The 24,057-nt window shown below is 54.7% G+C and carries 28 protein-coding genes and 1 pseudogene; 18 read left to right on the plus strand and 11 right to left on the minus strand.

Annotated features, from left to right (window positions below; all coding sequences use genetic code 11):
* Positions 1–503: pseudogene (locus FT726_RS20190) on the minus strand (DNA polymerase V subunit UmuC); the annotation flags it as partial.
* Between the two features lie 8 nt (positions 504–511).
* Positions 512–928, minus strand: a complete 417-nt coding sequence (gene umuD / locus FT726_RS20195; RefSeq protein WP_407075079.1) for a translesion error-prone DNA polymerase V autoproteolytic subunit — start codon at positions 926–928, stop codon at positions 512–514.
* Between the two features lie 494 nt (positions 929–1,422).
* Here umuD and FT726_RS20200 point away from each other — a divergent pair, with 494 nt between their 5' ends.
* Entirely contained in the window at positions 1,423–1,683 is a 261-nt protein-coding gene (locus FT726_RS20200; RefSeq protein ID WP_346303311.1) for an XRE family transcriptional regulator, read from the plus strand.
* Between the two features lie 338 nt (positions 1,684–2,021).
* On the opposite strand, the gene FT726_RS20205 is transcribed toward FT726_RS20200, so the two are convergent.
* Complete coding sequence (locus FT726_RS20205) at positions 2,022–2,279, minus strand: XRE family transcriptional regulator (protein ID WP_346303312.1); 258 nt, start codon at positions 2,277–2,279, stop codon at positions 2,022–2,024.
* A 688-nt stretch (positions 2,280–2,967) separates the two neighbouring features.
* Between FT726_RS20205 and FT726_RS20210 the strand changes: the two genes are divergently transcribed.
* The 5 genes from FT726_RS20210 (at position 2,968) to FT726_RS20230 (ending at position 6,778) form a co-directional block, all read left to right on the plus strand.
* Positions 2,968–3,897 (plus strand): DUF1281 domain-containing protein, encoded by a 930-nt coding sequence (locus FT726_RS20210; protein WP_346303313.1) that lies wholly within the window; start codon positions 2,968–2,970, stop codon positions 3,895–3,897.
* A gap of 34 nt (positions 3,898–3,931) precedes the next feature.
* Complete coding sequence (locus tag FT726_RS20215; protein WP_346303314.1) at positions 3,932–4,174, plus strand: hypothetical protein; 243 nt, start codon at positions 3,932–3,934, stop codon at positions 4,172–4,174.
* 349 nt (positions 4,175–4,523) lie between these two features.
* The gene (locus FT726_RS20220; protein WP_346303315.1) at positions 4,524–5,168 is read left to right on the plus strand and encodes a DNA methyltransferase; all 645 of its coding nucleotides are present in this window, start codon (positions 4,524–4,526) and stop codon (positions 5,166–5,168) included.
* Positions 5,169–5,185: 17 nt separating this feature from the next.
* Entirely contained in the window at positions 5,186–5,395 is a 210-nt protein-coding gene (locus tag FT726_RS20225; RefSeq protein ID WP_346303316.1) for a hypothetical protein, read from the plus strand.
* A gap of 447 nt (positions 5,396–5,842) precedes the next feature.
* Positions 5,843–6,778: a transposase gene (locus tag FT726_RS20230; RefSeq protein WP_346303317.1), complete on the plus strand. Its 936-nt coding sequence runs from the start codon at positions 5,843–5,845 to the stop codon at positions 6,776–6,778.
* 153 nt (positions 6,779–6,931) lie between these two features.
* Here the strand turns inward: FT726_RS20230 and FT726_RS20235 are convergent, their stop codons facing one another.
* Entirely contained in the window at positions 6,932–7,270 is a 339-nt protein-coding gene (locus FT726_RS20235; RefSeq protein WP_346303318.1) for a hypothetical protein, read from the minus strand.
* A 228-nt stretch (positions 7,271–7,498) separates the two neighbouring features.
* Between FT726_RS20235 and FT726_RS20240 the strand changes: the two genes are divergently transcribed.
* The gene (locus FT726_RS20240) at positions 7,499–7,810 is read left to right on the plus strand and encodes a hypothetical protein (RefSeq protein ID WP_346303319.1); all 312 of its coding nucleotides are present in this window, start codon (positions 7,499–7,501) and stop codon (positions 7,808–7,810) included.
* Positions 7,811–7,841: 31 nt separating this feature from the next.
* Here FT726_RS20240 and FT726_RS20245 read toward each other — a convergent pair whose 3' ends face one another.
* Entirely contained in the window at positions 7,842–8,279 is a 438-nt protein-coding gene (locus FT726_RS20245; RefSeq protein WP_346303320.1) for a VOC family protein, read from the minus strand.
* Between the two features lie 535 nt (positions 8,280–8,814).
* Here FT726_RS20245 and FT726_RS20250 point away from each other — a divergent pair.
* The gene (locus FT726_RS20250; RefSeq protein ID WP_346303321.1) at positions 8,815–9,663 is read left to right on the plus strand and encodes an EamA family transporter; all 849 of its coding nucleotides are present in this window, start codon (positions 8,815–8,817) and stop codon (positions 9,661–9,663) included.
* Positions 9,664–9,666: 3 nt separating this feature from the next.
* On the opposite strand, the gene FT726_RS20255 is transcribed toward FT726_RS20250, so the two are convergent.
* Positions 9,667–10,167: an Lrp/AsnC family transcriptional regulator gene (locus FT726_RS20255; protein WP_034828033.1), complete on the minus strand. Its 501-nt coding sequence runs from the start codon at positions 10,165–10,167 to the stop codon at positions 9,667–9,669.
* A gap of 694 nt (positions 10,168–10,861) precedes the next feature.
* Here FT726_RS20255 and FT726_RS20260 point away from each other — a divergent pair.
* Together FT726_RS20260 and FT726_RS20265 are read left to right on the plus strand one after the other, a co-directional pair.
* Positions 10,862–11,029: a hypothetical protein gene (locus FT726_RS20260; RefSeq protein ID WP_346303322.1), complete on the plus strand. Its 168-nt coding sequence runs from the start codon at positions 10,862–10,864 to the stop codon at positions 11,027–11,029.
* Positions 11,029–12,303, plus strand: a complete 1,275-nt coding sequence (locus tag FT726_RS20265) for an MFS transporter (RefSeq protein ID WP_346303323.1) — start codon at positions 11,029–11,031, stop codon at positions 12,301–12,303. The genes FT726_RS20260 and FT726_RS20265 overlap by 1 nt, the downstream gene beginning before the upstream one ends.
* Before the next feature lie 397 nt (positions 12,304–12,700).
* On the opposite strand, the gene FT726_RS20270 is transcribed toward FT726_RS20265, so the two are convergent.
* Complete coding sequence (locus FT726_RS20270) at positions 12,701–13,114, minus strand: hypothetical protein (protein ID WP_346303324.1); 414 nt, start codon at positions 13,112–13,114, stop codon at positions 12,701–12,703.
* Between the two features lie 260 nt (positions 13,115–13,374).
* Between FT726_RS20270 and FT726_RS20275 the strand changes: the two genes are divergently transcribed.
* From FT726_RS20275 to FT726_RS20295, 5 genes are all read left to right on the plus strand, one after another.
* Complete coding sequence (locus FT726_RS20275; RefSeq protein ID WP_346303325.1) at positions 13,375–13,977, plus strand: site-specific integrase; 603 nt, start codon at positions 13,375–13,377, stop codon at positions 13,975–13,977.
* A 155-nt stretch (positions 13,978–14,132) separates the two neighbouring features.
* A complete protein-coding gene (locus tag FT726_RS20280; RefSeq protein WP_105594593.1) occupies positions 14,133–14,714 on the plus strand; it encodes a TetR/AcrR family transcriptional regulator in 582 nt (193 codons plus the stop codon).
* A 72-nt stretch (positions 14,715–14,786) separates the two neighbouring features.
* Positions 14,787–15,629, plus strand: a complete 843-nt coding sequence (locus FT726_RS20285; RefSeq protein ID WP_346303326.1) for a nitroreductase family protein — start codon at positions 14,787–14,789, stop codon at positions 15,627–15,629.
* Positions 15,630–15,998: 369 nt separating this feature from the next.
* A complete protein-coding gene (locus FT726_RS20290) occupies positions 15,999–16,436 on the plus strand; it encodes an antirestriction protein (RefSeq protein WP_346303327.1) in 438 nt (145 codons plus the stop codon).
* A gap of 49 nt (positions 16,437–16,485) precedes the next feature.
* A complete protein-coding gene (locus tag FT726_RS20295) occupies positions 16,486–16,896 on the plus strand; it encodes a DUF1380 family protein (protein WP_346303328.1) in 411 nt (136 codons plus the stop codon).
* A 677-nt stretch (positions 16,897–17,573) separates the two neighbouring features.
* Here FT726_RS20295 and FT726_RS20300 read toward each other — a convergent pair.
* The 4 genes from FT726_RS20300 to FT726_RS20315 form a co-directional block, all read right to left on the minus strand.
* The gene (locus FT726_RS20300; protein ID WP_346303329.1) at positions 17,574–17,813 is read right to left on the minus strand and encodes a hypothetical protein; all 240 of its coding nucleotides are present in this window, start codon (positions 17,811–17,813) and stop codon (positions 17,574–17,576) included.
* Positions 17,814–17,971: 158 nt separating this feature from the next.
* Complete coding sequence (locus FT726_RS20305; protein ID WP_346303330.1) at positions 17,972–18,184, minus strand: hypothetical protein; 213 nt, start codon at positions 18,182–18,184, stop codon at positions 17,972–17,974.
* A 119-nt stretch (positions 18,185–18,303) separates the two neighbouring features.
* On the minus strand, positions 18,304–18,720 hold the full coding sequence (locus tag FT726_RS20310) for a hypothetical protein (RefSeq protein WP_346303331.1): 417 nt from the start codon (positions 18,718–18,720) through the stop codon (positions 18,304–18,306).
* A gap of 54 nt (positions 18,721–18,774) precedes the next feature.
* Positions 18,775–18,990 carry a hypothetical protein gene (locus FT726_RS20315; protein ID WP_346303332.1) on the minus strand — a complete coding sequence of 72 codons (216 nt, stop codon included), beginning with the start codon at positions 18,988–18,990 and terminating at the stop codon, positions 18,775–18,777.
* A 1,092-nt stretch (positions 18,991–20,082) separates the two neighbouring features.
* On the opposite strand from FT726_RS20315, the gene FT726_RS20320 reads away from it, so the two are divergent.
* The 3 genes from FT726_RS20320 (at position 20,083) to FT726_RS20330 (ending at position 23,554) form a co-directional block, all read left to right on the plus strand.
* The gene (locus tag FT726_RS20320; RefSeq protein WP_346303333.1) at positions 20,083–22,077 is read left to right on the plus strand and encodes a ParB/RepB/Spo0J family partition protein; all 1,995 of its coding nucleotides are present in this window, start codon (positions 20,083–20,085) and stop codon (positions 22,075–22,077) included.
* A gap of 48 nt (positions 22,078–22,125) precedes the next feature.
* Positions 22,126–22,857: a plasmid SOS inhibition protein A gene (locus tag FT726_RS20325; protein ID WP_346303334.1), complete on the plus strand. Its 732-nt coding sequence runs from the start codon at positions 22,126–22,128 to the stop codon at positions 22,855–22,857.
* A gap of 316 nt (positions 22,858–23,173) precedes the next feature.
* Positions 23,174–23,554 carry a hypothetical protein gene (locus FT726_RS20330; RefSeq protein ID WP_346303335.1) on the plus strand — a complete coding sequence of 127 codons (381 nt, stop codon included), beginning with the start codon at positions 23,174–23,176 and terminating at the stop codon, positions 23,552–23,554.
* The last annotated feature ends 503 nt before the right edge of the window (positions 23,555–24,057 follow it).

The following is a 24,057-nucleotide window of genomic DNA, read 5'->3' on the forward strand; positions in this document are numbered from 1 at the left end:
CCCGGCGTGAGCGCCAGCACGCCGCGGAACTGCTTCCACTCCTTGCTCGCCCACTGCGCGGATTTCGCCAGCGTTTTGGTCGGTCCCATGCCGACGCCTACGGTCAGGCCCGTGGTGGCCAGTACGTGCGCGCGCAGGCGCCGGCCAAAGTGCTCAAAGTCCTCACAGCCATCAATACCGGTCAGATCCAGAAACATCTCATCGATGCTGTACTGCTCGACACGGGGCGTCATTTCCTCCAGTGCCGTCATGACCCTCTGGCTAAGGCTATGATATAGCGCATAATTACTGCTGAAGACGTGTACGCGTTCTGCAAAATCCTGCGTCTTTATCTGAAACCACGGCGCGCCCATTTTAATGCCGAGCTTTTTGGCGCCGGCGCTGCGAGCGATCACGCAGCCGTCGTTATTGGACAGCACCACAACGGGTTTACCGCGCAGGTCCGGACGAAACAGCGCCTCACAGCTGGCGTAAAACGAGTTCACGTCTGCCAGGCCAAACATAGGCATCGTTACCTCCGGCGCGCACGCGTGCTGTTGAACCACCAGGTGACCACGCCGAGGAGCTGCAGCTCTTCCGGATAAATCACCGGGTAGGCCGGATTCATGGGCAGCAGCGCGAGCCGGGGCTGCAGCTGCAGGCGTTTAACCGTAAATTCACCTTCCACCTCAGCGATGACAATGTCACCGTGCGACGCCTCCTCGGCCCGGTCAACCACCATGACGTCGCCGTCATAAAGTCCAAGGCCCTCCATGCTGCTGCCGCTGGCGCGCACGAAGAACGTAGAGGCGCGCCTGCGGATGCAGAGCTCGTTCAGGTCCAGCTCTTTTTCGACATAATCGGCGGCGGGGGAGGGGAATCCCGCCGCACACGGCTCGGCATAAAGTGGCACGCGTACCCGCGGTGTGAAAACGGGGAGCCAGAGCAGCGTCAGGCCGGGTGCGTATTCCGCGGGTTTCACGACTGCGCCCCTCTGCAGAGCGCTGCCGGCACAACTGAAATCAGCATGATGTGACACATAAATCCTCCTCTCAAAAAATACTGTTTATATGTACAGTATTAATGAGGCTGAATTCTGTGACAAGTGAGACTTTGCAATGAACCGGTTCCCAGCCACTCAGTGCATTGAGAGATAATGAAATATTTTCGTTATCCTGACGGATGAAAAGCGCAGCGCCAGCTATAGTTATCTCGCAAGCTCGGTGTCAGGATGACGCCACACTGGTTCCAGATGGCCCGGATTTATTCCGGGCCTTTCTGTTTCTGCAGCCTGCGATCCCACTTTCGCCACACCTAAATCTCACCTCTGTCCCCCGGTGTGAGTTTTGCAGCGGATTCCTCACAATCTGTGGTACAGATCTTGTGCAGCTGCCGTTGTCCTCTTATGCTCGGACTATCACCTTCACGGACCCCCGGGGCTTTATGGATGGCCGCACCTCGCCCGGCCGCTTTCTGGCTTACCTGCTCGCTGAACATGACATGACGGTAAAATCACTTTGCCTGAAATCCGGTCTGGCACAGCGGGATGTCTGGTCACTGCTGTGCGATCGTAAGCCGATGACGCCGGCCATGGCAGAAAAGCTCGGGCGCGTGTTTTACTCGCCCGGATTCTGGAGCATCAGGCAGGCCATGTGGCAGCTGTGGCGGGAGGGTGTTCCGTTGCCCGGAGACCGCGATACCTGAACGCGGTGAGTGTGCTAAATTTTCCAGTGCCGGTACGGAATTTCTCACCCCGATTTCACCAGGGGGGGTTAATAAACTGTAACCGTACCGGCACCTCGCCCTGTTAAATCAGACGCTTCCTGGCAAATAAAAACGCGTCGGGCGCTATGCTTATCGCGTGTGTTATTCCTCGTGCCAACACCAGTGTGACGTATTGCAATAGCTGACATGCTCTCAGGATCCAACATCGCCGGCCTCAGACCGGAAGTGCTCACTCCTGTTGCTCCCGGGCCACTCGCCCGGGGTTTTTTTATCCGCTGTTTCCTGTTCTTCATCCGCGGTCAGTTCACGCCGCCCGGTCAGACTTCCTTACTGACGCTTTCCGTCATCTCGCCGAGGAGCTGCAGCAGACGTTCTGCGCTCAGCTGCTGAGATCTGAGTGCAGGCATCATCCCGATAAGTGAAAGCGTCACCGTTGCCAGGGCCACCGAACGTTTAATCTCTTCTGCATTTTCATAGCTTTTGTACGTACGCAGGCTCACGCCTAGCTCTGCCGCCGCGCGCTCCCGACTCCAGAGCATACTCCTGCGCCACAGCCTCAGATGCCATCCTGTCATGTGATCTCCTTAAATATCTGAAAAAGTGCAATTACTGCACTTTTCCATTATGACAAAATTATGGTGTTTCACTGTCCCGATGACCGTCAGGAAAACCTGATATGAACCGTCATGCGCGAAGTGTGCGTGAAAGCAGCGTGCCGGACATTCCCGCGATGCCGGCACTCAGGCAGACCGCTTTGAGCTGCAGGAGGGTCGACTCTTCTGAGCCCGAATAACAGTATGCTGCACTGCGCGAACTCAGGGACAGTAGGTATGCCCACGCATGATATGCGACGCAAACATATCCCCTGAGTGCGAGACCGGTGAGTTCTCTCATCATCATAGTCGGTGGGGTTACTTTTTAAGCAAAATAGCTGACTTCCCTGCGCCGTGCCAGTGACGGACGTCGCTCCGCTCCGCTTCTTTCAGGCGTCTTTGCTTTGCCGGACGCCTCTCAGGCTTCTGCTTTCCAGCGCCGGTTCAGTTCCAGAAAACCGCACCGTGCCTTCACCTTAGCCGGGCGGCCTCGCCAACAAGGGAAGCTGCGCCGACATACTCACCCGTTCCCCGCCGTGCGCGGGACATTCAGTCCGCTCCGGCGGCGCGTGCGGCTTCCGTTGTCGCCCCTGTTTGCTCAGCTGTTTGCCCGGCTTCCGTGGCGGCACGGTGCAGATGGCACCGTGCAACCCTTAACGGAGGAGTCGACATGCCGAACTGGTGTGCCAACAGGCTGCGGGTCACAGGCCCGGTAGAGGAAGTATCGAAGGTGAAGGCGCTGATGGAAGGGGGCGCTGGCGCGCCCGGATACGTGCGGGCTGCGGGGGAGGGGATTCAGCTTTTTCTGGCGGGCTGCGCCGGGCTGCTGCGCCCAACGGCCGCAACGGAATATGCGCCCTATCCGGCACTGACCGTGACGGCGGGCAGCGATACGCCGGAAAACCGCGCGTTTACGCAGTGGCTGGAACTGTTGCGCAGCGGCGCGGAGCTGACGCCGGAGACCTGCGAACGTCTGCACGAATTGTGGCTGGTCAGCGGTCTGCAGCGCATGACGTGGGTGTCACTGACCGGAGAGCAACAGACGGCAATTAGCGCGCTGTGGGAGAGAAAGAAGGGGGACTGGCACTGGACGATCAGCGGGCAGGCAGTGACTGACAAATGGGACGGACTCTGCCTTGAAGAGGCGCTTCCCCTCAGAACCCAGCCTTTCGACATGCTGCAGCTGCTCCCGCCGCGCCTCGATGCTGAAATCAACGGCTATAACGGCCGCCTGCTTGAAGGCGTCCCCGACGGATTTACGGACACCGTCGACCGCTGCGGCACGAAGTGGCCACACGCGCACGACCTTAACCTGTCTTATTCCGGCGAAACAGTATTTAACGCCGACTTTGATACGCCCTGGTCGCCACCCTCACCTGAGGTAATGTGCGCCCTGACCGCACGTTACGGCGTCACCGCTGAGCACTGGTATGCCGAAGCCGGCTGCGACTACTGCGGATGGGCGACCTACTCAGGCGGCCTTCAGCTGGATGAGCGCTGCGAGACGCTGGAATGGAGCGAGGAAGCGGATGAGGACGGGTACCGGGACGTAACCGGCCCGGAGTGGATTATCGATAACGTGGCCAGCTACGGCGGCTGAACCGGAGGCGGCGGGGCGACCCGCCGGATAAGCGATGAGAGCAATGACCGTACGGGAATTCAGGGCGCGGCTGGCCGCAGTCGGCGATGACGAGCTGTGCTGCGGCACCTTCTGGCTGGCAGAGGACTTTCTGGGCATTAACCCGGCCATGACGCCGGATGAGATTGCGGCGGCCATGGAGTATGCCGAAGACCATCATGATGCAAACGAGGGATTTAACTGGTGGCATCTGGAGATGGCCATCGATGCTGTCTTGCTGGAGAAGGGAGGGGCATAGCGCTGCCCGGTATGCAGCTGCAGATCCTCTGATGTCGCCGGTCACGGCGGCATCACTGCAGGAATGAAAAAAGGTTGTCGCTGCGCTCCGCCTTCATGCCGTCTTCCGTCCTGCGGCCGGAAAACGGCGGGCGTAAAGTGCCGTGCCCTCACGGTAGCCGGGCGGCCTCGCAAACAAGGTAAGCTGTCGCCGCCATCCTCACCCGTTCCCCGCCGTGCGCGGGACATTCAGTCCGCTCCGGCGGCGCGTGCGGCTTGCGCATCCGCCCCTGTTTGCTCCGCTGTTCGCCCGTCTGTGTGGAGGTCACGGCACCACTACCGGTGCCCCCTTCATACACAGGAGCATCACTATGTCTCGATTCATGCACGGCGACAGCGTACAGGTTATGGGCGGTTTTCCGGACAAGAGCATTGATTTCATTCTCACCGATCCGCCGTACCTCGTCGGCTTTAAGGACCGTTCCGGCCGCTCAATTGCCAACGACGTGAACAGCGAGTGGGTCCAGCCGGCGAGCAATGAAATGTTCCGGGTGCTGAAAGACAACAGCCTGGCGGTGAGCTTCTACGGCTGGAAGCGGATAGACATTTTTATGCAGGCGTGGAAGGCGGCCGGGTTCCGCGTGGTGGGCCACATCGTCTTCACCAAGCCTTACGCCTCAAAGTCCGCGTTCGTGGGCTACCAGCACGAAAGCGCCTACGTGCTGGCCAAAGGGCGCCCGGCGCTGCCGGCGAAGCCGCTGCCCGACGTGATGCCGTGGGAGTACACTGGCAACCGCCATCACCCGACCGAAAAGCCGGTCAGCGCCCTGCGCCCGTTGATTGAGACCTTCACGCAGCCCGGCGCCATTGTTCTGGACCCGTTTGCTGGTTCCGGTTCGACCTGCGTGGCCGCCCAGGCTTGCGGACGCCGCTGGATTGGTATCGAGCTTATGGAACAGTACCACGCCGCCGGCCTGCGCCGCCTGTATGCCCACCGCGACGCCCGTGCGGCCTGATGAACGGAGAGAACACGATGAACGATCACACTATGCACCCTGATAAAGACGCGCTGGCCGATGACGTGGCCGACCTGGAAGAGTCGCTGTACGAATTTCATCTGCGCCTGCGCGACATGATTGCACGCCAGCTCTGGCAGGGCGCCAGCCGCGAGCAGCGCATGGCCGGCCTGCTGATTGAGGGGTCGATAATGACCTGGTTGGACTGTACCGGCGCGCGGCCGTGATACAGAAACATCTGAGGGCGTAACTGATTAGAAAATGAGCGCCACTCTGCATCCCTGCCGGCGCACGGCAGGGCCGGTTTTATCCACAGGGTTCCGGGGCGGATATGCACCCGGGATGTGGACAAGACAATATGGATGTTGCTGCGCGCCTCATTGATGCCGCCTGCGGCGGGGGAATAAAAATCCGTGCGGTCTGCGGCCGGTGCCGTGACTTCACTTTAGCCCGGCCGCTGCGTGTTCAAGAGGCACAAGCTCGTCTCCTTGTATGTTTATAGAGGGATGTAGATGGTTCTATACTTATCTCGTTCCCGGGATGCTGCAGCACGATCGTCTCCATGGGCTGAAAGCCCGAGGGGGAGCAATCCCGCGCAGCATCCTTTTCAGCATTAGCCCGAACAATTGCCTGGCATACTTAAAGCCCGTATCTGCAAGGCAGGGAGAACTGAAATGAGCGATAAAACAACCGTTGGTATTGACGTTTCAAAGTTCGCTTTAGATGTCTGGATCGACACCAGTAAGCGACTGATACATCTGGAGAAATCCGCCTCCGGCATCGTGAAACTGCTGAAGGAATTCGAAGGGCTTCACATATCTGGCGTTATCATGGAGGCCACAAGCCGGTATCACTCTCTGGCTGAATCAATGCTGATTTCAGCGGGTCTGCCTGTTGCCGTCATTAATCCCCTACAGATAAAGAATTTTGCCCGGGCGATGGGCAAGGTGGCAAAAAGCGACCCCATTGATGCCAGAATAATCTGCGAATATGGTCGTCGTATGAAACCGGAGTTCAGACCTGTCAGGGATAAAGTACTTCAGAATATGGCAATGCTCCTGACGCGGCGGCGTCAGCTGGTGCAGAATCGTGTCATGGAAATCACCAGGCTTCAGGAGAAAAGCGGCGCCTGGATTGAGAAGGACATTGCGGAGCATATTGCGTGGCTGAATGTGCAGATTGATGCCCTTGATAAGGAAATAAAAGACCAGCTGAATCAGAATGCTGCGTTATCCCCAAAACGAAAAATGCTTGAAACAGTTATAGGTATCGGGCCGGTAACTCAGGCTGCGATCCTGAGTCAGCTTCCGGAGCTGGGACATCTTAATCGCAGGCAGATTTCAGCCCTGGTCGGCGTATGCCCTTATGACAGGGATAGCGGGCAGCTTCGCGGTAAAAGGGCTATCTGGGGCGGGAGGTCCGGTCTGCGCGCAACACTCTATATGGCAATGCTTTCAGCGTTAAGATATAACCCCCAGATTAAAAGTTTCTACACGTCGCTTGTTGCACGTGGAAAACCCAAAAAAGTGGCTATAACAGCCTGTATCAGAAAATTTATTACGATTCTGAATGCTATGTTTCGTGATCAAAAGGACTGGGCATATAGCTGAAGGATTAGTTTATGGCCCAATGTGAAAAATACGATACGCCTCCGGACATAAAACTGAACGAGGTAAGGGTCCGTTTTGTGCCAGAAGCGGAAGTTCCTAATAACGATCTATGTTGAAGAACGGGAGCAGATCACGCCATGTGCGGGTGTTTTTTTATGCTCTCTTTAATAGCTGCTCAAGTGATTCAGTGCTTTCGGTGAATTCATCCGTGACCGTGCGGAAGAGCCAATCTTGATACTCAAAGTTTTCACGTCTTGAGTACAGGCATTCTGATCGATACAGTTTCTCGGGATGACTACGATTGATACCCTTTCTGTAAAAGTGGACAAGACTATTTTCTGTTCCCTCAATCACAATAGTCAGTCCGATTAATCCTTCAAGGTTTTGGAAAATTGTAATTCCATCATCACGACCAATTCGTATCTTACTGACATTATTGATATTATAATTGAGTAATGCCGAATTCAGGGTGCTCATATAAGGTGCTTTCACAGACTAATCCTTAAGCTTATGAAATCGATTACATAAGTTAATCAGAAAAAACTGATGGGAGATATAGTGGGATTGTCCACAAAGCACAAAAAAAGAGCAGGTTTTAATGAGACTTTCTGAAATGGTGATGCAGGTCACTAAGCGATATTCTGTCTATACGCTTCGGCAAGATTATTTTATCTGTCATTTAATGAAATAGTGATCACTAATTCCTCATAGGAAATTGAGATGAAACGTATTGCCTATCTTATGCTCTGCCTGTCTGCTTCAAGTTATGCCGTAAACTTTCCCGTCGATTATGTCTGTGACTATGGCGATAAATTAACCGTACCCGTTTTAGTGGAGGCAACTCCAAAGACTCTTTTGAAAATGCTAATGCACTCTGTCCAGATTGTCACCGCGATGCACACACACCAAGGCGCGTTTGTGTTGAAGTCGGCTAACATTACCTCAATGTCTGCTCCTCGCTCAAAGCCGACCTTCAGCGCCCACTGTTCGCCTTGTGCCACCAAGCGCACGTTGCAAACATCACCGCTCTGATAAGAAGGTAACGGGTCATGATATGTGGACTTCATTGATTGCGTTCCATTAACTCAAGCGTCTGACCATCAGGGCTTTGTAAATATATGACTCTGGTTCCCTGCATGGGGCCTGATGAGACTGTCTGGGGTTTTCCTGGCGTCTTCCAGCCATAGTCTGATACTTTGCTCAGGAGCGTATCAAGATCCTTAACCATAAACGCCAGGTGCGCGTAGCCTGGGATATAGGGTGCTGAAGGCGCTTCTGGCTGTTCAATGTTATTGTATTGCAGTAATTCAATGTTTATACCAGCCAGTTCAAGCAAAGCCATTCGTACATCAGCGCCCCTTGCGCCTGTGACTTCATCAATAATGGGTCCAGACATTTTCCCTTCGCGTAATAACTTCCCTCCAAGAATATGGGTCCAGACGAATAATGCGTCTTCAATATTTTTGACTGAAAAACCGACGTGATTAGCACTTAAGATCATGACATTACCTGCTGGTTTCAAAAATTGAGCGCCTAACTATCTAAAATTGTTGCTTTATTTCTTCACGGTAAGTGCGATGGAATTTGTTAAGGAAAAAGTACAATTGAGTGCGGTCTAAATCATGTCGTTATGAGTCATCCACAGCGACAGCCGTAAAGGTTACCTGCTCCCTGTTGAACAATACGCGACCAGGTACAAGCCGGTATCTATTCTAGAAAAACGGCGATTGTCTGCTTGTCACTTATTGCGGACCCGACATGCTGATCTGCTTTGTGCCAAAAGCAGACACAAGGCATTATCCGCTATGAGTTCGCCAGGGACATGCAGGTATACAGGCGCTTTAATATTTGAAAATGTATCGCTTTGAAACTGCCCTTAAGAGCCTGAAGATGGCGTAGCGCGACTGGCTTTGAGTTATTTACCTGCACGCTGGATAATCTTAATCAGAAAACTTTTTCAGCCAGATTTTTTTGAGAAAACTAATCATGCCTGCACTGTAAAATTTCGAGTTCCACCACTTCTGAAAGACGAGCCCATGCAAAAAAAACAACATCTTCCTTTCCTGGCAGCTTTTGCCGGAATGGTTTCGGTTCAGACGGGTGCCGCGTTTGCTAAAACGCTTTTTCCGGTTATAGGCAGCGAAGGTGTGGCCGCGCTGCGCCTGGGCATATCTTCCCTCGTTCTGCTTGCGGTTTTTCGTCCGTGGACCTTACGCAACAGCGGAATTTCATGGGGTGCAATGTCACTTTATGGCATCGTGCTCGCCTTTATGAATCTGCTGATTTATCGTGCATTTGCTTATATCCCTGTCAGTATTGCCATCTCCATTGAGGTGATGGGGCCGCTCATAGCCGCCCTGCTGACGTCCCGGAAAAAAACAGATTTACTCTGGATCCTGCTGTCCGCGTCTGGCCTGTTCCTGCTCGCCGCAGGCGACATTCATAAGGTGATTAATATTCGCGGCGTGGCGTATTCTCTTGCCGCTGCCTTTTTCTGGGGGCTTTATGTCATTGTGGGCAGAAGCGTGTCGAACGGCGGCGGGCGCTCTGTCGCGGCAGGCATGACCATCGCGGCCCTGATCGCTGTTCCGCTCGGAACGGCTCAGGCCGGGAGCGCGCTAGTTTTACCCGGCGTGCTTCTTACAGGTCTTTGCGTGGCCATTCTGTCAAGCATGCTGCCATTTCTGCTGGATATGTACGCCATGCGCTGGCTGCCCTCCCGCGTGTTCGGGGTTTTGCTGAGCGGCTCCCCGGCGGTCAGCGCGCTTGCCGGATGGATTATCCTGAATGAAAAGCTGAGCCTGATGCAGTGCGGAGGCATTCTGTCAGTGATGGCCGCCTGTGCCGGCTGTGCACTGTTCGCCCGGTCGCACACGCGCTCCTGACGTTCAGCTCAGGTCTGCCAGCCCGAACAGGGGAATATTCAAACCCGTCTTGACCGTATCGAGCACGATAAGCGTCCGGTAAGTCAGAATATCCTGGTTATCAGCAAAGTGCTGCCTGACCAGGCGTTCAAAGTGCTGCAGGTCGCGGGCTATCATGATGATGATGAACGACACCCCGCCGTTGACGAAATAACACTGCTGAATTTCATCAACGCCACGAAAATAGCGCTTGGCCCGATCCATCACGATACTCCGGTCCTCAACGAGCCGGGATTCAATGACGGCCGTGACCGGATTACCGACCTGTGTCGGATCAACGACGGCAATATTGGCCCTGATGATGCCTTTCTCTTCCAACCGGCTGATACGGCGCTGTACGGAGGGTGTTGAAAGGCCAACCTTTTCGGCTATAGCCGAGTGAGGAAGACGGTTATTTATCTGCAGGATATTAAGAATGGACAAATCAAACCGGTCCAGGTCGTCTCGCGTGATTTTTTTTCTCATTATTGAACCTGAAAAAGAGTAAGTGCGGCGTTCTGCTTGAGTAAATGAATCACTTCATTCGGATGCCACACTTTATCATATCAAGCATCTCAGTTATTGAATCAGTGTAAAGGGGGATAGTCATGAAAGAGGGCAGCCGGATTGTCATCGGCACGGTAGTCTGTGTCGTCATCTTGTATGCGGTCATTATTTTCCATTCGTTGACATGACAACTCACGTTCGTGCTGAATGCGCCAACGCCGACCAGTAATAACTCAGGAAGCTGCAGCTCAGGCAAGATTAATCCCGTTTGTGCGCAGGCTCCTCTGGCTCCGGTTAAGCGCATTATGTGTTCTGTCGCGGCTTGCCCGGATGTATGTACTGAGGAGCGTAAGCATCGTATAACCTTCAGGTAGAGCAGTAGCCACAGAACGGTGATCATTCCATCCATCGTGTATAGCTCCAGAGTCAATTCAGCGGGCGCAAGACAGCCGTTGCAGAACATCGCTGAACTCCACGTAAAGATGCAATTCTCCGGTCAGTTTACCGGAATTCTGTTGGGGGGGACTTGTCGGCTCGCACCTGGGTATGTGCTACGAATTTATCGTTAACAGCCTGCTTCTGCTGGCCAGTGACTTCCTTAACTGACGCATCTTGATGCGACCTTCCATCAGCCGTCCGGGCTGACGTTTATCCCGTTTGTCAGGAGACAATTATGACCATTCCCATGTTCCCCCATCAGGCCAGCAGCGTGCTGCTGGACAACTATTTGTCACCGGTATCAGATAAATCCGTGCTGACAAAGGCGGGCGTTCTTAAGCAGTGTGCGAACGTCGAGCCTGCAGATCTCCTCGTTGCATTTACGAGTGGTGGGTTTGCGTAATGACCACTACTAATGTTTCGCTTTCCCGTAACGATTACAAAGTCATCTCCTTGTCACTGCTGGGCGGGGCTCTGGAGGTGTTTGACTTCATTATTTTTGTCTTTCTTTCCTCCACCATCGCCGACGTGTTTTTCCCGGCGCATACACCGGAATGGGTCCGCCTGATTGAGAGCATGACCATTTTCTCGATCGGCTATCTTGCCCGCCCACTAGGCGGGCTGTTGATTGCGCACTTCTCAGATAGATATGGCCGCAAGCACATGTTTAACTTCACGGTGCTTGTTATGGCGATGCCATGTCTGGTAATGGGCGTGCTGCCGGGATATGACCAGGCAGGTTACTGGGCACCGCTGATGCTGTTGCTGGCGCGAATTGTTCAGGGAGCCGCGCTGGGCGGTGAGGTCCCTAATGCCTGGGTATTTGTGGTAGAGCATACGCCCGCTTCCTGGCGCGGGCTGTCGCTGGGTCTGCTGCAGGCTGGGCTTTCATTTGGCTATATGCTGGCCGCTCTTACCGTGACGCTCATCAACAGTTATTTCACCGCTGAAGAAGTAACACAGTGGGCATGGCGTATTCCGTTTATCGTTGGCGGAATACTGGGGTTTATCTCTGTTTGGCTGCGGCGCTGGCTGCAGGAAACACCGGTTTTTGTTGCGCTGCAGCGCGACCAGGCATTGTCTGAACGGCTTCCACTGGCTGATATTCTGCAAAAACACCGCAGTTCCGTTGTCCCTGCAAGCCTGCTGACCGTAGTCCTGACGTCAACTGTTATTCTGTCTGTTGTGGTGCTGCCGGTAATTATGCAGAAAGAGTGGCACTTTGATGCCGCCAGCACCTTTAAAATCAGTTGCGCCGGCATACTGGCGATGAACATCGGATGCATTATTGCGGGACGCATAGCGGATAAAGCTGGTGCCTGGCCAACTTTTGCGGCTTACTCAGTCCTGGCTGCTGTTGCCGTTACCCTGATGTCTTTTGCGCAAGGGCTGGACATGGGCGCGGTTATAGTAGGCTACGTGTTACTTGGTCTGTGCAGCGGGACCATTGCAGCCGTCCCGGCGCTTATGGTCAGGCTGTTTCCATCAAGGGTGAAAGTGACGGGCATCTCACTGATTTATAATATTACCTATTCAGTCTGCTCCAGCATATTGCCGCTTACGATTCTGACGCTGTATCACAACGCGCACTGGGCGCTAAGCGGGTTTGCCTGGCTCGTAGCAGGCATAGGTTTAGTTACCTTTGCCACCTGTCGCAAAGGGCAGATTTACGATTAGAAAACGGAGGTAGCCTGGCAAAGGCGGGCTGCCGTCAGCATTCAGGTTAAAATATTGTGTTTGATTTGGTTGTTTGCTTTTGAACCGGCAATGTCCGTTTTTCGCTGTGAGTTCAATGGCTCGATGCAACGCTATCCTTAATCAAGGGGGGACGTTGCCATTAACGGACATTCTTTGCATCTGCGAGCACTAATCTGTAGAGAGTAATCCCACCGAATAATAATTCAGATCCGCCGCTATCTTTATAGCCTTTTTTCAGAATTCTGGCCGGAGACAGATGCCGGAAACGGCCCGGACGTCGCAGAAACACGCTGAGGGCATCTCATATGGTGTGGCAATTAGTCCTATGATAAATCAGGCTGACTGCAGGGGCAGCCTGATCCTGCAGCATAGCGTGTTACTGGATGGCGGCGACTTGGTTTTTTATAATCAGGCGCCATGGAACCATGTACATGGCACCACCGGGAGCTTGAAGCTGCGCGGTGTCCTGTGGTGCATCCGGGCGCTGCTGGATAACTACAAATGAGATCCCCTGAAGATTTTCGGCACTGTAAACCTGGTTTTCAGTGGTTGAAATATTCTGTGAGGGATTGCCGGAAAGCTCTATAGCTACTGATGTCCCCGGCGGACAGTTGGCACTGTTGCAGCGAACAGTCTTAGGAGCGGCAGGGGGCTGCTCGTTCTCAGTACTAATTTCGCTTCCCGGCCCTTTATCGTAAATAAACGGGATCAGCAAAAACAGGGCGAGTACTATCCACATCCATCCTTTCAAAGCGCGTTTTTCCTTAATAAATTTTAATGCGTTCCGCATTTTACATGTTCATGTGGCGACACAGAAAGCCCTTTGTCCGGTTCGGAAATGGGATGTTCTGTCTAATGTGGTACACATCCGTATCGCCAGGATTTTGACGTCCGCAGATCGCTCATAGCTGTTCTTGGGTTTGCCTAAGTCAGCTGCGTGCCAAAAGCGGAAGTTGCTAATAACGATCTATGTTGAAGAATGGGGAGCAGGTCATTTCGCTCATTAAGGACAACCATACTCAAATCTCCCACATTGCAGGAGATTTGAGTATGAACACGTCACCGTGGGATAAAGACCGTATCATAGGCCAAAAAAGACCACTTCAGATATCTCATATCTGGGGGATTCGAATCCGGCTTGAACTGGAAGGTAAAACGCGTGATTTAGCTCTGTTCAATATGGCCTTAGACAGTAAGCTACGAGGCTGCGATCTGGTGAGCCTCAAAGTATCTGATGTTGCATATGGTAGCTCGGTTTCAAGCAGAGCTACGGTGCTGCAACAGAAAACCGGTAGCCCTGTGCAATTTGAGATAACCAAAGGGACAAGAGAAGCTGTTGCTGCATTGATAAAGCTTGGCAATTTGCACAGTAAAGACTTCTTGTTTCGGTCTCGGATCGGAACTAACCGGCACATATCAACCCGACAATACAGCCGAATTTTTCATGGGTGGGTAGAAAAGCTTGGTCTCGAAGCTTCGCTTTACAGCACACATTCCATGAGAAGAACAAAACCTTACTTGATATACAAGAAAACCAAGAATCTCCGGGTGATACAAATTCTGTTGGGCCATAAGAAACTGGAAAGCACAGTACGTTATCTGGGCATCGAAGTCGATGATGTGTTAGAGATATCTGAATCGATTGAAGTCTAAGGTTGTCAGGGCTACAACAGCAACCCTGTGCCAGAAGCGGACGTTTACAGGCATCGTCCAGAAAACATCAAAGAAATAAATGAGGCTACTGCATTTCTTGACCAATCATTCCATAATTGATAAGGTGATTAACGTATTTACTACGTGAGAACCTGATGGCAGGCAGACCGAGAGAATTTGATGATCAGTTCGTGATTCAGGCGGCAATGGATGCGTTCTGGCGAAACGGCTTTGAAGCGACATCAGCTCAGGAACTCGTTGAGAGCACCGGGCTGGGCCGTGGAAGTCTGTATGCGGCTTTTGGTAATAAAGAAAATCTTTACCATGAAGCCCTGCGCCGTTATCACAGCTCAAGCATTGAGTTTCACGAGGCTGTATTCAGCCAGGCCGGTAGCGTTAAGGACAGGTTACGCAGTCTGCTTGAAAAAGGTATTGAACTGGATTTCAGCAACATTGAGCGCAACGGCTGTATGGCAATATTCTCTCCCCTGGAAAGAGCCGCTAAAGATAAAACCGTTGAAGAGCTGAGCCGCCGTTATATCAAAACGCTTGAGGCAATGTTCATCAGGCTTTTCGCCGCCGGAATCGCTGCCGGGGAGTTTCAGGCCGAACGGCAACCTGAAGTCATGGCTAAGGCATTTATGTGTGCCTATTTCGGTTTCAGGGTGTTCGGCAGGGTTGTGCATGAGCCTGAATATCAACGTGATGCAATCGAATCGTTAATAATGAGCATTTAGTTAAAAGGCCACCCGGCCTTTTTATTTACTGAATTCTTTAATGAACATTACAGTATTATCAGGAGAAAGTTAATGTCTGAAGATTTAAACAAGGTTCAGCTGATCACTGCCCGTTACGGTGAGAAAGACCGACCAGAAAATATTCTCTGGAATTCGCAGATTGAAGGTTTGCTCAGCCATCGTTCCGTCAGGAATTTTTCACAGCAAGCCCTGCCGGAATACTGGTTTGAGACGCTTGTAGCGGCCGCTCAGTCTGCCTCAACATCCTCAAATCTTCAGCAATGGAGCATGGTGGCCGTTACCGATCCTGCACTAAGGGCGCAGGTCAGAAAGCTCTCTGCGGGAGATAAAGGTCTGGCGAATGGATACATTGAGGAGGCACCTGCGATACTTCTCTGGGTTGCAGACCTGTCACGAAATCACGATATGACCGTCTCAGACGGCCTTACTCCGGGTGTGCATGATTACCTTGATTCATTTGTAATGGCGACAGTTGATGCCGCACTGGCTTCGCAGAATGCAACGGTAGCAGCAGAGTCAATCGGGCTGGGTACGGTTTATATTGGTGCGACACGTAACAAGGCTAAAGAGCTGGCTGAACTTATTCAGCTACCGGCCCACAGCTATGTTGTTTGCGGCCTAGTAGTCGGATGGCCTGCAGCCGACAGCGATGCAGCGATCCGTCCTCGCCTGCCGCAAAGCGTGGTGGCTCATCACAATCTCTACAGCGCTTGTGACCTTGACGCTCATGTCAGAAGTTATGAAGAGGCATTCCATGCATTTCGGGAAGGTCTGGGAATGAAAGATAAAACATGGAAACAGGCAGTCCAGGGCGCAGCGACCAGTCTCGCTTATATGGATGGCCGCCAGAATCTACGGGCCACTCTTGAAGAGCGCGGTTTCGGTTTTAAGTAGGGCAGTTCGGGCGGTTGGGTATTCATGCGCAGCCGCAAAATCATCAACTTTCTGGTCTTCCAGCTTCATGCTTTCAAACTTCCGCTTTTCGCTCACAACGGACCTTAGTCACCTGTAGTCACTACGCGTCTTCACCCCCCTTCCTGGTTGACACTAAACACAACTGCTCCCCCGTTCGCACTCTCTCCAGCGCGCTTACTCCCGTCGCGCCTCCGCTCATGCTTCGCGTCTGCGCCGTCCGTAATCCCGCCTCCGTTCGCTAGCGCTGCGGCCTCGTCACCGCTCCTGAACACTCCGCTTTTCGCCGGGCTGTCATTCGGTCACGGCACAGGCCGGAACGGTTTACCACCCTGACTGCGGAGATTTCTGATGAAGACTGCCACCCCTGCTTTTGAGTCCGCGCGCGTCCCTGTCGGCTACGTGCGCCTGTGTTTCCTGCCCGCGCTGTTCGGCGATGATTTTATGCGTGCGGAAAATAACATGTACCTGTACGCCGATCGTTATCTGGCGGATTACGACGGCGGCGCGTGGGATTTCGCGCTGCTGCCGTCCGGCGGCGGCTTCATGAAGCCCGCAGCAGAGGAAACCTGGCGTTTCGTTAATCCGGCAAATCACAGAGACGTGCGCCTGAGCAGCGAGGCGGCGGGCATCGTGATCACCTCACTGGTGCCGAACCACCGGAGCTGGATGTATGACCGCCATGATGACACGGAGCTGTGTGCGCTGTACTGCCGCCGCCACCGCCAGCTGACCGACTACGCCTTTACCCACCCCGAAGCCGCCGCGATTTTTGCCGCGCTGGACTGATTAATAAACTGACGGGGCGGCGTCGCCGCCCCCACCGGAGGAATAAATTATGCACGGCAGCGTTATCGATATTTGTAAAAATCTGGCCGAAGATTTCGGCCCGGAGGAGTCAGTCGCCGTTCTGGTCTGGACAAAAGCCGATGTGATGGACTGTGGCGAATGTATGGAGATAACGGAGGACGAGGCGGGCAGGGTGCTCAGCGCCATTGGTGATGAGGGGTATCACTTTGAATACGGTGTTGGCCAGGATCGTGTGCGTGAGATGCTGAACAACCTGCGCGATGAGGAGGAGCAGGCGCGTGAAGTGAGCGTGTCCGCCGCCGCACTGGAGCAGGTGCTGCGCGTGGCATGGGGTTTCATGCGGCTAGAGGATGCTCAGGGCGGAGAAGGTTACGCGGCGAACCTGTGGCAATCAGAGCATGAAGCTCTCAGAAAAGTCGGTGAAGCGCTGACGCGCTGACAGACCCGGGGGAAGGGATGCCCGGAATTAAAAAAAGCCCCACAATCCGGGGCACTTCTGAATAAAACCGGAACGTCGCGAACGGCTTTAGTTTCGTCCTGAAACTAGGAAGAAAATGCAACAATGAGGTTTGTTTCGTGTTGAATTATAGCGCTTTTTTTCCTCTGTCAGCCGCCGCATGAACGGGCGCAAAAAAAACAGCCGCCGGGGCGGCGGCCTCGTGAAACGCGCCTCCGGCGCCGTTCACGGTGACTGCCGGCAACCTGAAAATCAATTTATCAGGAAAAAATAAGAAAGTTTTTAGCCGTTTATTCAGCACATTGTGCAGTCAGTCAGGTACCGCCGCTATTCGTCCGAATTTCGCTGCCAGCCTATTATTCCCCTGAAAAAACGAACGTTTTCAACGTCAAAACTCCACTCAGAAGCCACAAAAACTTCCGATACATGGCCACCTTCGGCTTCCCGGCAGGCCGGGTCGTCGAGCCCCACTGCGCTAACCGCAAGGGGAAGCATTCCGGGCCTGCCGGCTACGGTCTGATGGTCAGTGTAGAACCTTACAGGGGTTATTCGGTAACGCAAAGTCTGACCAGAAATCATAGCGGCCCGAAATGAGTAGCCGCCAGACCTTATGTACTGGCGGCTTAACCGGACTAACTATTTTGATGCTGCTGCGCCGCTCATTCCTGGCGAACCATCTTGACCACCATCAGCACCACCGCTACCACCCTGGCCTCCCAGGCCGCCGGGTCCTGCATCACCTCCATTTCCACCATTTCCGGTGCCATCCCCGCTCCCTCCTGCGCCACCATTACCTCCATCAGAACCGCCAGCGCCGCCGTTTCCACCATTACCGTTACTGCCTTCGCCGGCGTTACCACCATCGCCACCGTCACCCGACCCGCTTCCGTCCCCGCCATCCCCGCCATCTCCATCAGCGTATGCTGCAACGCTGAAGAGAGAAGTTGCGGCTACAGCGACCATAGACACTCCGATACTCAGCGGGCGTACAAACGCCATCATCATAAAAATCCCGCTGAGGACTTTCCTGGCTGTACTGTTCATTCGATCACTCCCCTCAGTTTCTAAGCGCTGCCGTCTCCGCCATCACCACCGTTACCGCCAGGCGAGTTATCTCCGCTGCCCCCATCACCGCCGTCACCACCCTGTGCGCCTCCGCTTCCGCCAGTGCCACCGTCTCCTCCATCAGAATTTGCACCGCTCCCGGCGTCACCGCCGTTACCGCCGTCACCGGCTCCGGGTCCGGCACCACCGTTCCCACCATTGCCACCGTCGGCTACTGGCATCAGAGTGACGACCTTTTGCGGCGGGGTCTCAGCTTTCAGGGGGCCAGCACACAGGAGCAATACGCTTAACGCTGGTATTGTGAAATGTTTGAGCGTGAGTCTGCTAGATTGAACCGGTATTAACATGTTTTTCACCCCCCGAGCCACCATCGCCGCCGGCGCTGTGATCGGTATTTCCCCCGTTTCCGCCATTACCGCCGTCGGCAGAATCTGTTTGCGATTTATGTTTATGCTTATGGTGTTTATGGTGGGGGGCAGCACCTGCGCCATCGCCGCCATTTCCTCCGCTACCCCCGGGCCCACCTTCTCCCCCATTTCCACCGTTGGTACAGTCAGTGCCAGGAACGCCGTTTTTACCGTTTTGCCCATTTTGCCCGGCTGCCTGCCCATCCTGTCCGTTCAGGCGTTCACACGAGACGGTAATAAAACTAAAAGAAGGCAGGTGTGGAGCTGCGTCGGAGACAAGCGGCAGGCTTACAGAGGTAAGCATCATGAGTAACCTGATATTCAGATATTTCATTTTTTTCAATCCTTTAAAGGAACCGCCCTGAATTCAGGGCGGTTGGACTTGTATTCAACAAATACAATCAGGCGCCACCATCGCCACCATCGCCACCATCGCCACCTCCATCACCGTCACCCGACCCGTTTCCGTCACCAGACCCATTTCCGGTACCGTTGCTATCACCGCTTCCATTACCATTTCCGCTACCGTTATTGTTTCCTCCGTCGCCCCCATCACCACCGGGAGAATTAGCACCGCTACCGCCATCGCCACCATCACCCCCATTGGCATCACCAGTAAGAACTACATAGCCGTGATCGTGGAATTCTGTACTGGGGATGTGAACAGGAGCAGCCAGAGATAGCCTGGAGAGGAGTGTAAGGAAAATACCGAGACTTAAAGCTGTTTTACCATATTTCATAATATTCCCTTTTTCGTTTAGATAAGAAAATAGCGATTAAATAGGATCTGAATTTAAACAGCCGCTTCAGTTAATTGAATTTGAAATTAAATTAAAATTAGTAAAGCGTAAGGAAAATGATAGCAATGTTAAAAAATAATACTTAAGTAAAATTTAAAAGAAATCTCTTGGTGGATTCCTGAGTAAGTAATTAATTTAAAACAAATATAAACAGTTGCTTAGCTTGGTAATGTTTTACAATTTTTCATTTCTATCCATTTACCGGGTGAGAGCGTATGAAAAACCCCCTAACGTTTGATATATGAAAGTAATCTGTACTTTCCCACCCGAGAGATATAGGTGAGATGAGAGCGCTAAATATTACAAAAAGATTTCATTTTCTGTCAGGGTGCTCAATTTTATCATTTCATTTAAACAGCTTTGAAACTTATGCGCTTTAAAGTAATTTTTCTGCAATATGATCAAGGATGAAGATATAAATAGAAAATAATCATAATGCCCCTTCAGCTTCCCGGCAGGCCGGGTCGTCGAGCCCCACTGCGCTAACCGGCAAAGCCGGTAAGCTCCGCCGGAACGCGAAAGGCCACGCTCCGTGCCTGACGGCTAGGGTCTGATGGCTGAGTTCAACCCCTGCAGCGGGCGTGCGCCCGCGCGCTCACTGGCCACAAAAAGCCGTGGCCGCTGAAGACCGGACCGGCGAACGGCGCGCCGTCCGGGGCTGCGTCATGTTCACTTCCTGTTGTGCTGTTTTGATTCTCCGCGCCCCTCCGCCGTGCAGAAACCTGCCACACGGGCGGCCTCTCGCAAGGGTCGCAGGCTAAACGGCGGCACCCGGTCCCTCCGGGCTGCGGCTTTGCCGTTTCCCCCTGCGCGATGCCTTTACCCCGCGTGCCCGTTCTGCCCTCACGGCGAAGGAACTCAGAGAAACATCACTTAACCCTGAAGAGGAGAGCAACATGTCACAGCAGAACGTCAACACCCCGGCTCAGAAATCTAAAGAATCATCTCCTTTAAAAGCAAAGGCCCCGCGTCGCAGCGCTAAAGTGAAGGCTGACAACGACGCTGCGGCGGTAGAGCAGGCACTGGAGAAAGTGGAAATTGAGATGATCCCGCTTTCACGTCTGACCGTATCGCCCCTGAACGTGCGCAGCCGGGTTTACGTCCAGTCGCGCATCGACTCGCTGGCCGCCACCATCCAGAACGTGGGGCTGCTGCACAACCTGATCGCGCACGATATGCCCGACGGGATGCTGGGTGTCGCCTGCGGCGGTCGCCGCCTGACCGCGCTGCAGCAGCTGCTGGCGCAGGGTATTTACCAGCCCGATCAGCCGATCCCCGTTAAGCGGGTGTCTGAAGAACTGGCCCGCGCGGCCTCAATGGTGGAAAACGGCGAGCGCGAGGATATGCACCCCGCCGAGCAGATTGCCGGATTTCAGGCGCTGGCCGCAGAAGGCAAAACGCCCGCGCAGATAGCTGACCTCATGGGGTACAGCTCCCGCCACGTGCAGCGCTGCCTGAAGCTTTCCGGCCTCGCGCCCGCCATCCTTGACGAGCTGGCTGCTGACAACATCACCATTGAGCAGTGCCAGGCGCTGACGCTCGCTGACTCCCATGAACGTCAGGTGGAAGTGTGGGAACAGGCCTCCGGTTACTACAATCCGTCAGCGGACGTTATCCGCAATCTGATTACCTCCTCGGAAACGGAAATCCGCCGCTCCCACAAGTTTGCTTTCGTGGGTAAAGACGCGTACCTGGCCGCAGGCGGCACCATCCGCACCGACCTGTTCAGCGGGGATGACGAGGGCTACATCGATACCGCCCTGGTGGAGAGCCTCGCGCTGGAAAAACTGCAGCAGACGGCGGCAGCCGTGCTGCAGGAGGAGGGGTTTGCCTGGACGGAAGTGAGAATTGACGGCCGGATGCACGGCTGGGACAGCAAAATTAAGCGCAGCTATGTTGTGCCGGAGGATCGTTGCCCGGACTACACCCCGGAAGAAGATGCAGAGGTCAGCGAGCTGCGCGCGCAGTGGCGTCTTACCGACGATGAAGCGCTGAAGCCGCAGCTGAAAGCGCAGATTGCCGTCATTGAGAACGCAGCGGATAAACGTCGCTGGGCAGCGCTGGACAAGGACAAAACGGGCGCGGTCATCTGTTATGAGTTCGGCACGTGCGTGATTCAGCGCGGAGTGCAGCGCGTGGCTGACCTGCCGAAGAAAACCACGCCCGCCAGCAGGGATGATATGCAGGCGCTCTCTGAAGGCTATTCGGCGGCGCTTGTCCGCGCCATGTCCTGTGAGCGGTCGCTGGCGGTGCAGGCCTCGCTCAGCGCAAAGCCGGATATTTCGGTCGCCATGCTGACCTGGACCTTGTGCCGCACCACCTTCAGCCACGGCAGCTATGACAGCACCCCGATGAAAATCAGCCTCACGGATAACAGCGCCGCGCTGGTTTCCGACTCAGCGGCAAAAGAGGAGGGGAAGGCGTGGCAGTTTATGCAGCAGCAGAAGGCTGACTGGCAGGCGCGGCTGCCGGAGAACTGGGCGCACGACTTCCGCTGGCTGCTGTCGTGGAGCACGGACGACGTACACGGGTTGCTGGGATTCTGCAGCGCCACGGCGGTGTGCTGCTTCCAGGATCGCGTCTACGGGCGCAGCCAGACCAGTAACCTCGATGCGCTGGAGTCCGCGATGGGGTTTGACCTGGCCGACTGGTGGCAGCCGACCGCCGGAGGGTTCTTCAGGCGCATCAGTAAAGAGCAGATTGCCGGGGCGCTCGCGGAGGCGGGCAAAACGGGCAACGCGAAGGACGCTGAGAAAATGAAGAAAGGTGACGCCGCCGACTTTGCGGAGTCCTGCCTGAAGGGCACACGCTGGGTGCCGCAGTGGATGAAGCCGCTGCAGTCCGGTACGGCGGTAAACGGCAGCGCAGACGCGAACGACAGCGAAAGCTGAAAGCGGCAGGCCGCCCGGAGGGGCGGTCATTCAACCCGGAGAAAAATCATGAACATCATCCCCCGATCTCTTTCGCTCGTGCCTGCCTGTCCGTATACGCGTGCGGTCAGCCTGGCGATTGCTGACGTTGAAAAGCGCCTGCAGGGTAGCGCACAGCGCGGTGCCCATCCGTATGCCAGCGCGTTTCTGCGTTATTACTGCGACACCCGCACGGTGACATCAGACCATCTGCGCCGCATCGTGCCGGAATATTCCCCGCGCGATCGCTTTTCGCCCGCAGCGGTGGAATACATGACCGCGCTGGATACGCTGATTGCCTCACGGGGTGAGCGTTGCCCGTCACCGCTGCCGCAGGACACCGCGCCCAGATTGTTTCCGGTGACGGCGCTGAGGCAGCGCGAACGCCTGGATAAACGCAGCGCAAACCGTATCGACAGGCAGGCCAGCACCGAACGCAGGCAGCGCGAGCAGAAGCTCAGAAGTTACCAGCAGCGCCTCAGACAGTCGGCCATTGAATTACAGTTTCAGACGCCGCTGACGGTGGGCTCATGGTATGCGCGGCAGCAGGAGCAGGAGTTCTTTGAATCCGACGTTTTTCACCTGGTAATAGCATGGCTGCCGAAGTTTACCTCCTGCCGCTATCTGGATCCTGCCTGGTATTGGGAGGAGCCGCTCTGGCGACTCATGCTCGACATTCAGGCCGAAGTCAGTGGCGCGACGGAGGCGGCGCTGGATGCTGACAGGCTGGCGCTGCCGAACCGGCTGATGCTGAAACGCTGAAGGTAACAGCCCCGTGCGCTTTCACCGCGCGGGGCAATCTGTTGAAATACCCTGATCCTGTGAATCAGGAGTCATCTTGAAAAGGACAATTAATGACACACGTATTTGTATATCTCGTTATTGCGACCGGCGTGCACGGTGGCAGCAGCTGGAACGTCACGCCCATGCCTAACATGGACGTCTGCGAACAGTTCAGGGAAAGCATAACTAAACCCCGGGGCATTATGTCCGATTTCCCCCGTGCAGGTATGGTGCGCTGCATCGAGACAAAGACCGATAAGCCCGTTAATCCTTAAACCGGAGTGAGGTATCTGACATGAGTTTCTGGCTTCTGGCCGCCGTGCTGAATGGCATCTGGGTCACCCTCTTTTATTTTGTTTTTCCGCATGCGCTCACCCCGACCGAATACGCAATGGGTATCGTAATTTGCGTGCTGCTGGCGAGGGTGATGGCATCCAGGGCAAATGAACCTGCGGGCGATAAGCTGGCGATTGTGCTGCTGAAAGGGCTGATCCCGTTGTCCGGTCTGGGGCTTCTCGTCTGGGGTTCCTGGCTGTCTCGGAGCGCCGAAGCGCTCACGGACGCAGCAGAGAGCGCGGATGAGGTGAGCAGTACATTTGGCGGCGGACTGCCATACGTTGTAATGGCGCTGGGCATCATGCTGCTGGTAACGGGTTACCGGATACTGCGGCGTTAAACCCGGCGGCCCTGCGGGCCGGAAAACCCGGTGCTGACGCACCGGCTCTCTCCCTTCGCCTGCGCTTTCTCCCGGGGTCTGATCTTCTCTGCGTCTTCTCTTCTTTCTTCCTGCTGCAGTCATTCTGCTTTTGCGTTTGTCTCTGCTTTTTCTTTTGCCGGATGTTTCCCTGAATTCCTGCCCCCACAAGGTCACGGACCATGGCCCCCTTCGGCTCCCCGGCAGGCCGGGTCGTCGAGCCCTACTGCGCTAACCGGCATAGCCGGTAAGCTCCGCCGGACCTCAAAGGGACGCGTTCCGGGCCTGACGGCTAGGGTCTGATGGCTGAGAGTCAACCCCTGCAGCGGGCATGCGCCCGCGCGTTCACTGGCCACAAAAAGCCGTGGCCGCTGAGGACCGGACCGGCGTAGCCGTCCGGGGTGTGTTCGTGCTCATCTCCCCTCCGGCTGCGCATGTTCCGGCCAGCCCGTTGCGGAGGGCTTTTCGTAGCACCGCCGGTTCGT

Source organism: Pantoea sp. Morm, from assembly GCF_016643525.1.
Taxonomy (GTDB): Bacteria; Pseudomonadota; Gammaproteobacteria; order Enterobacterales; family Enterobacteriaceae; genus Pantoea; species Pantoea dispersa.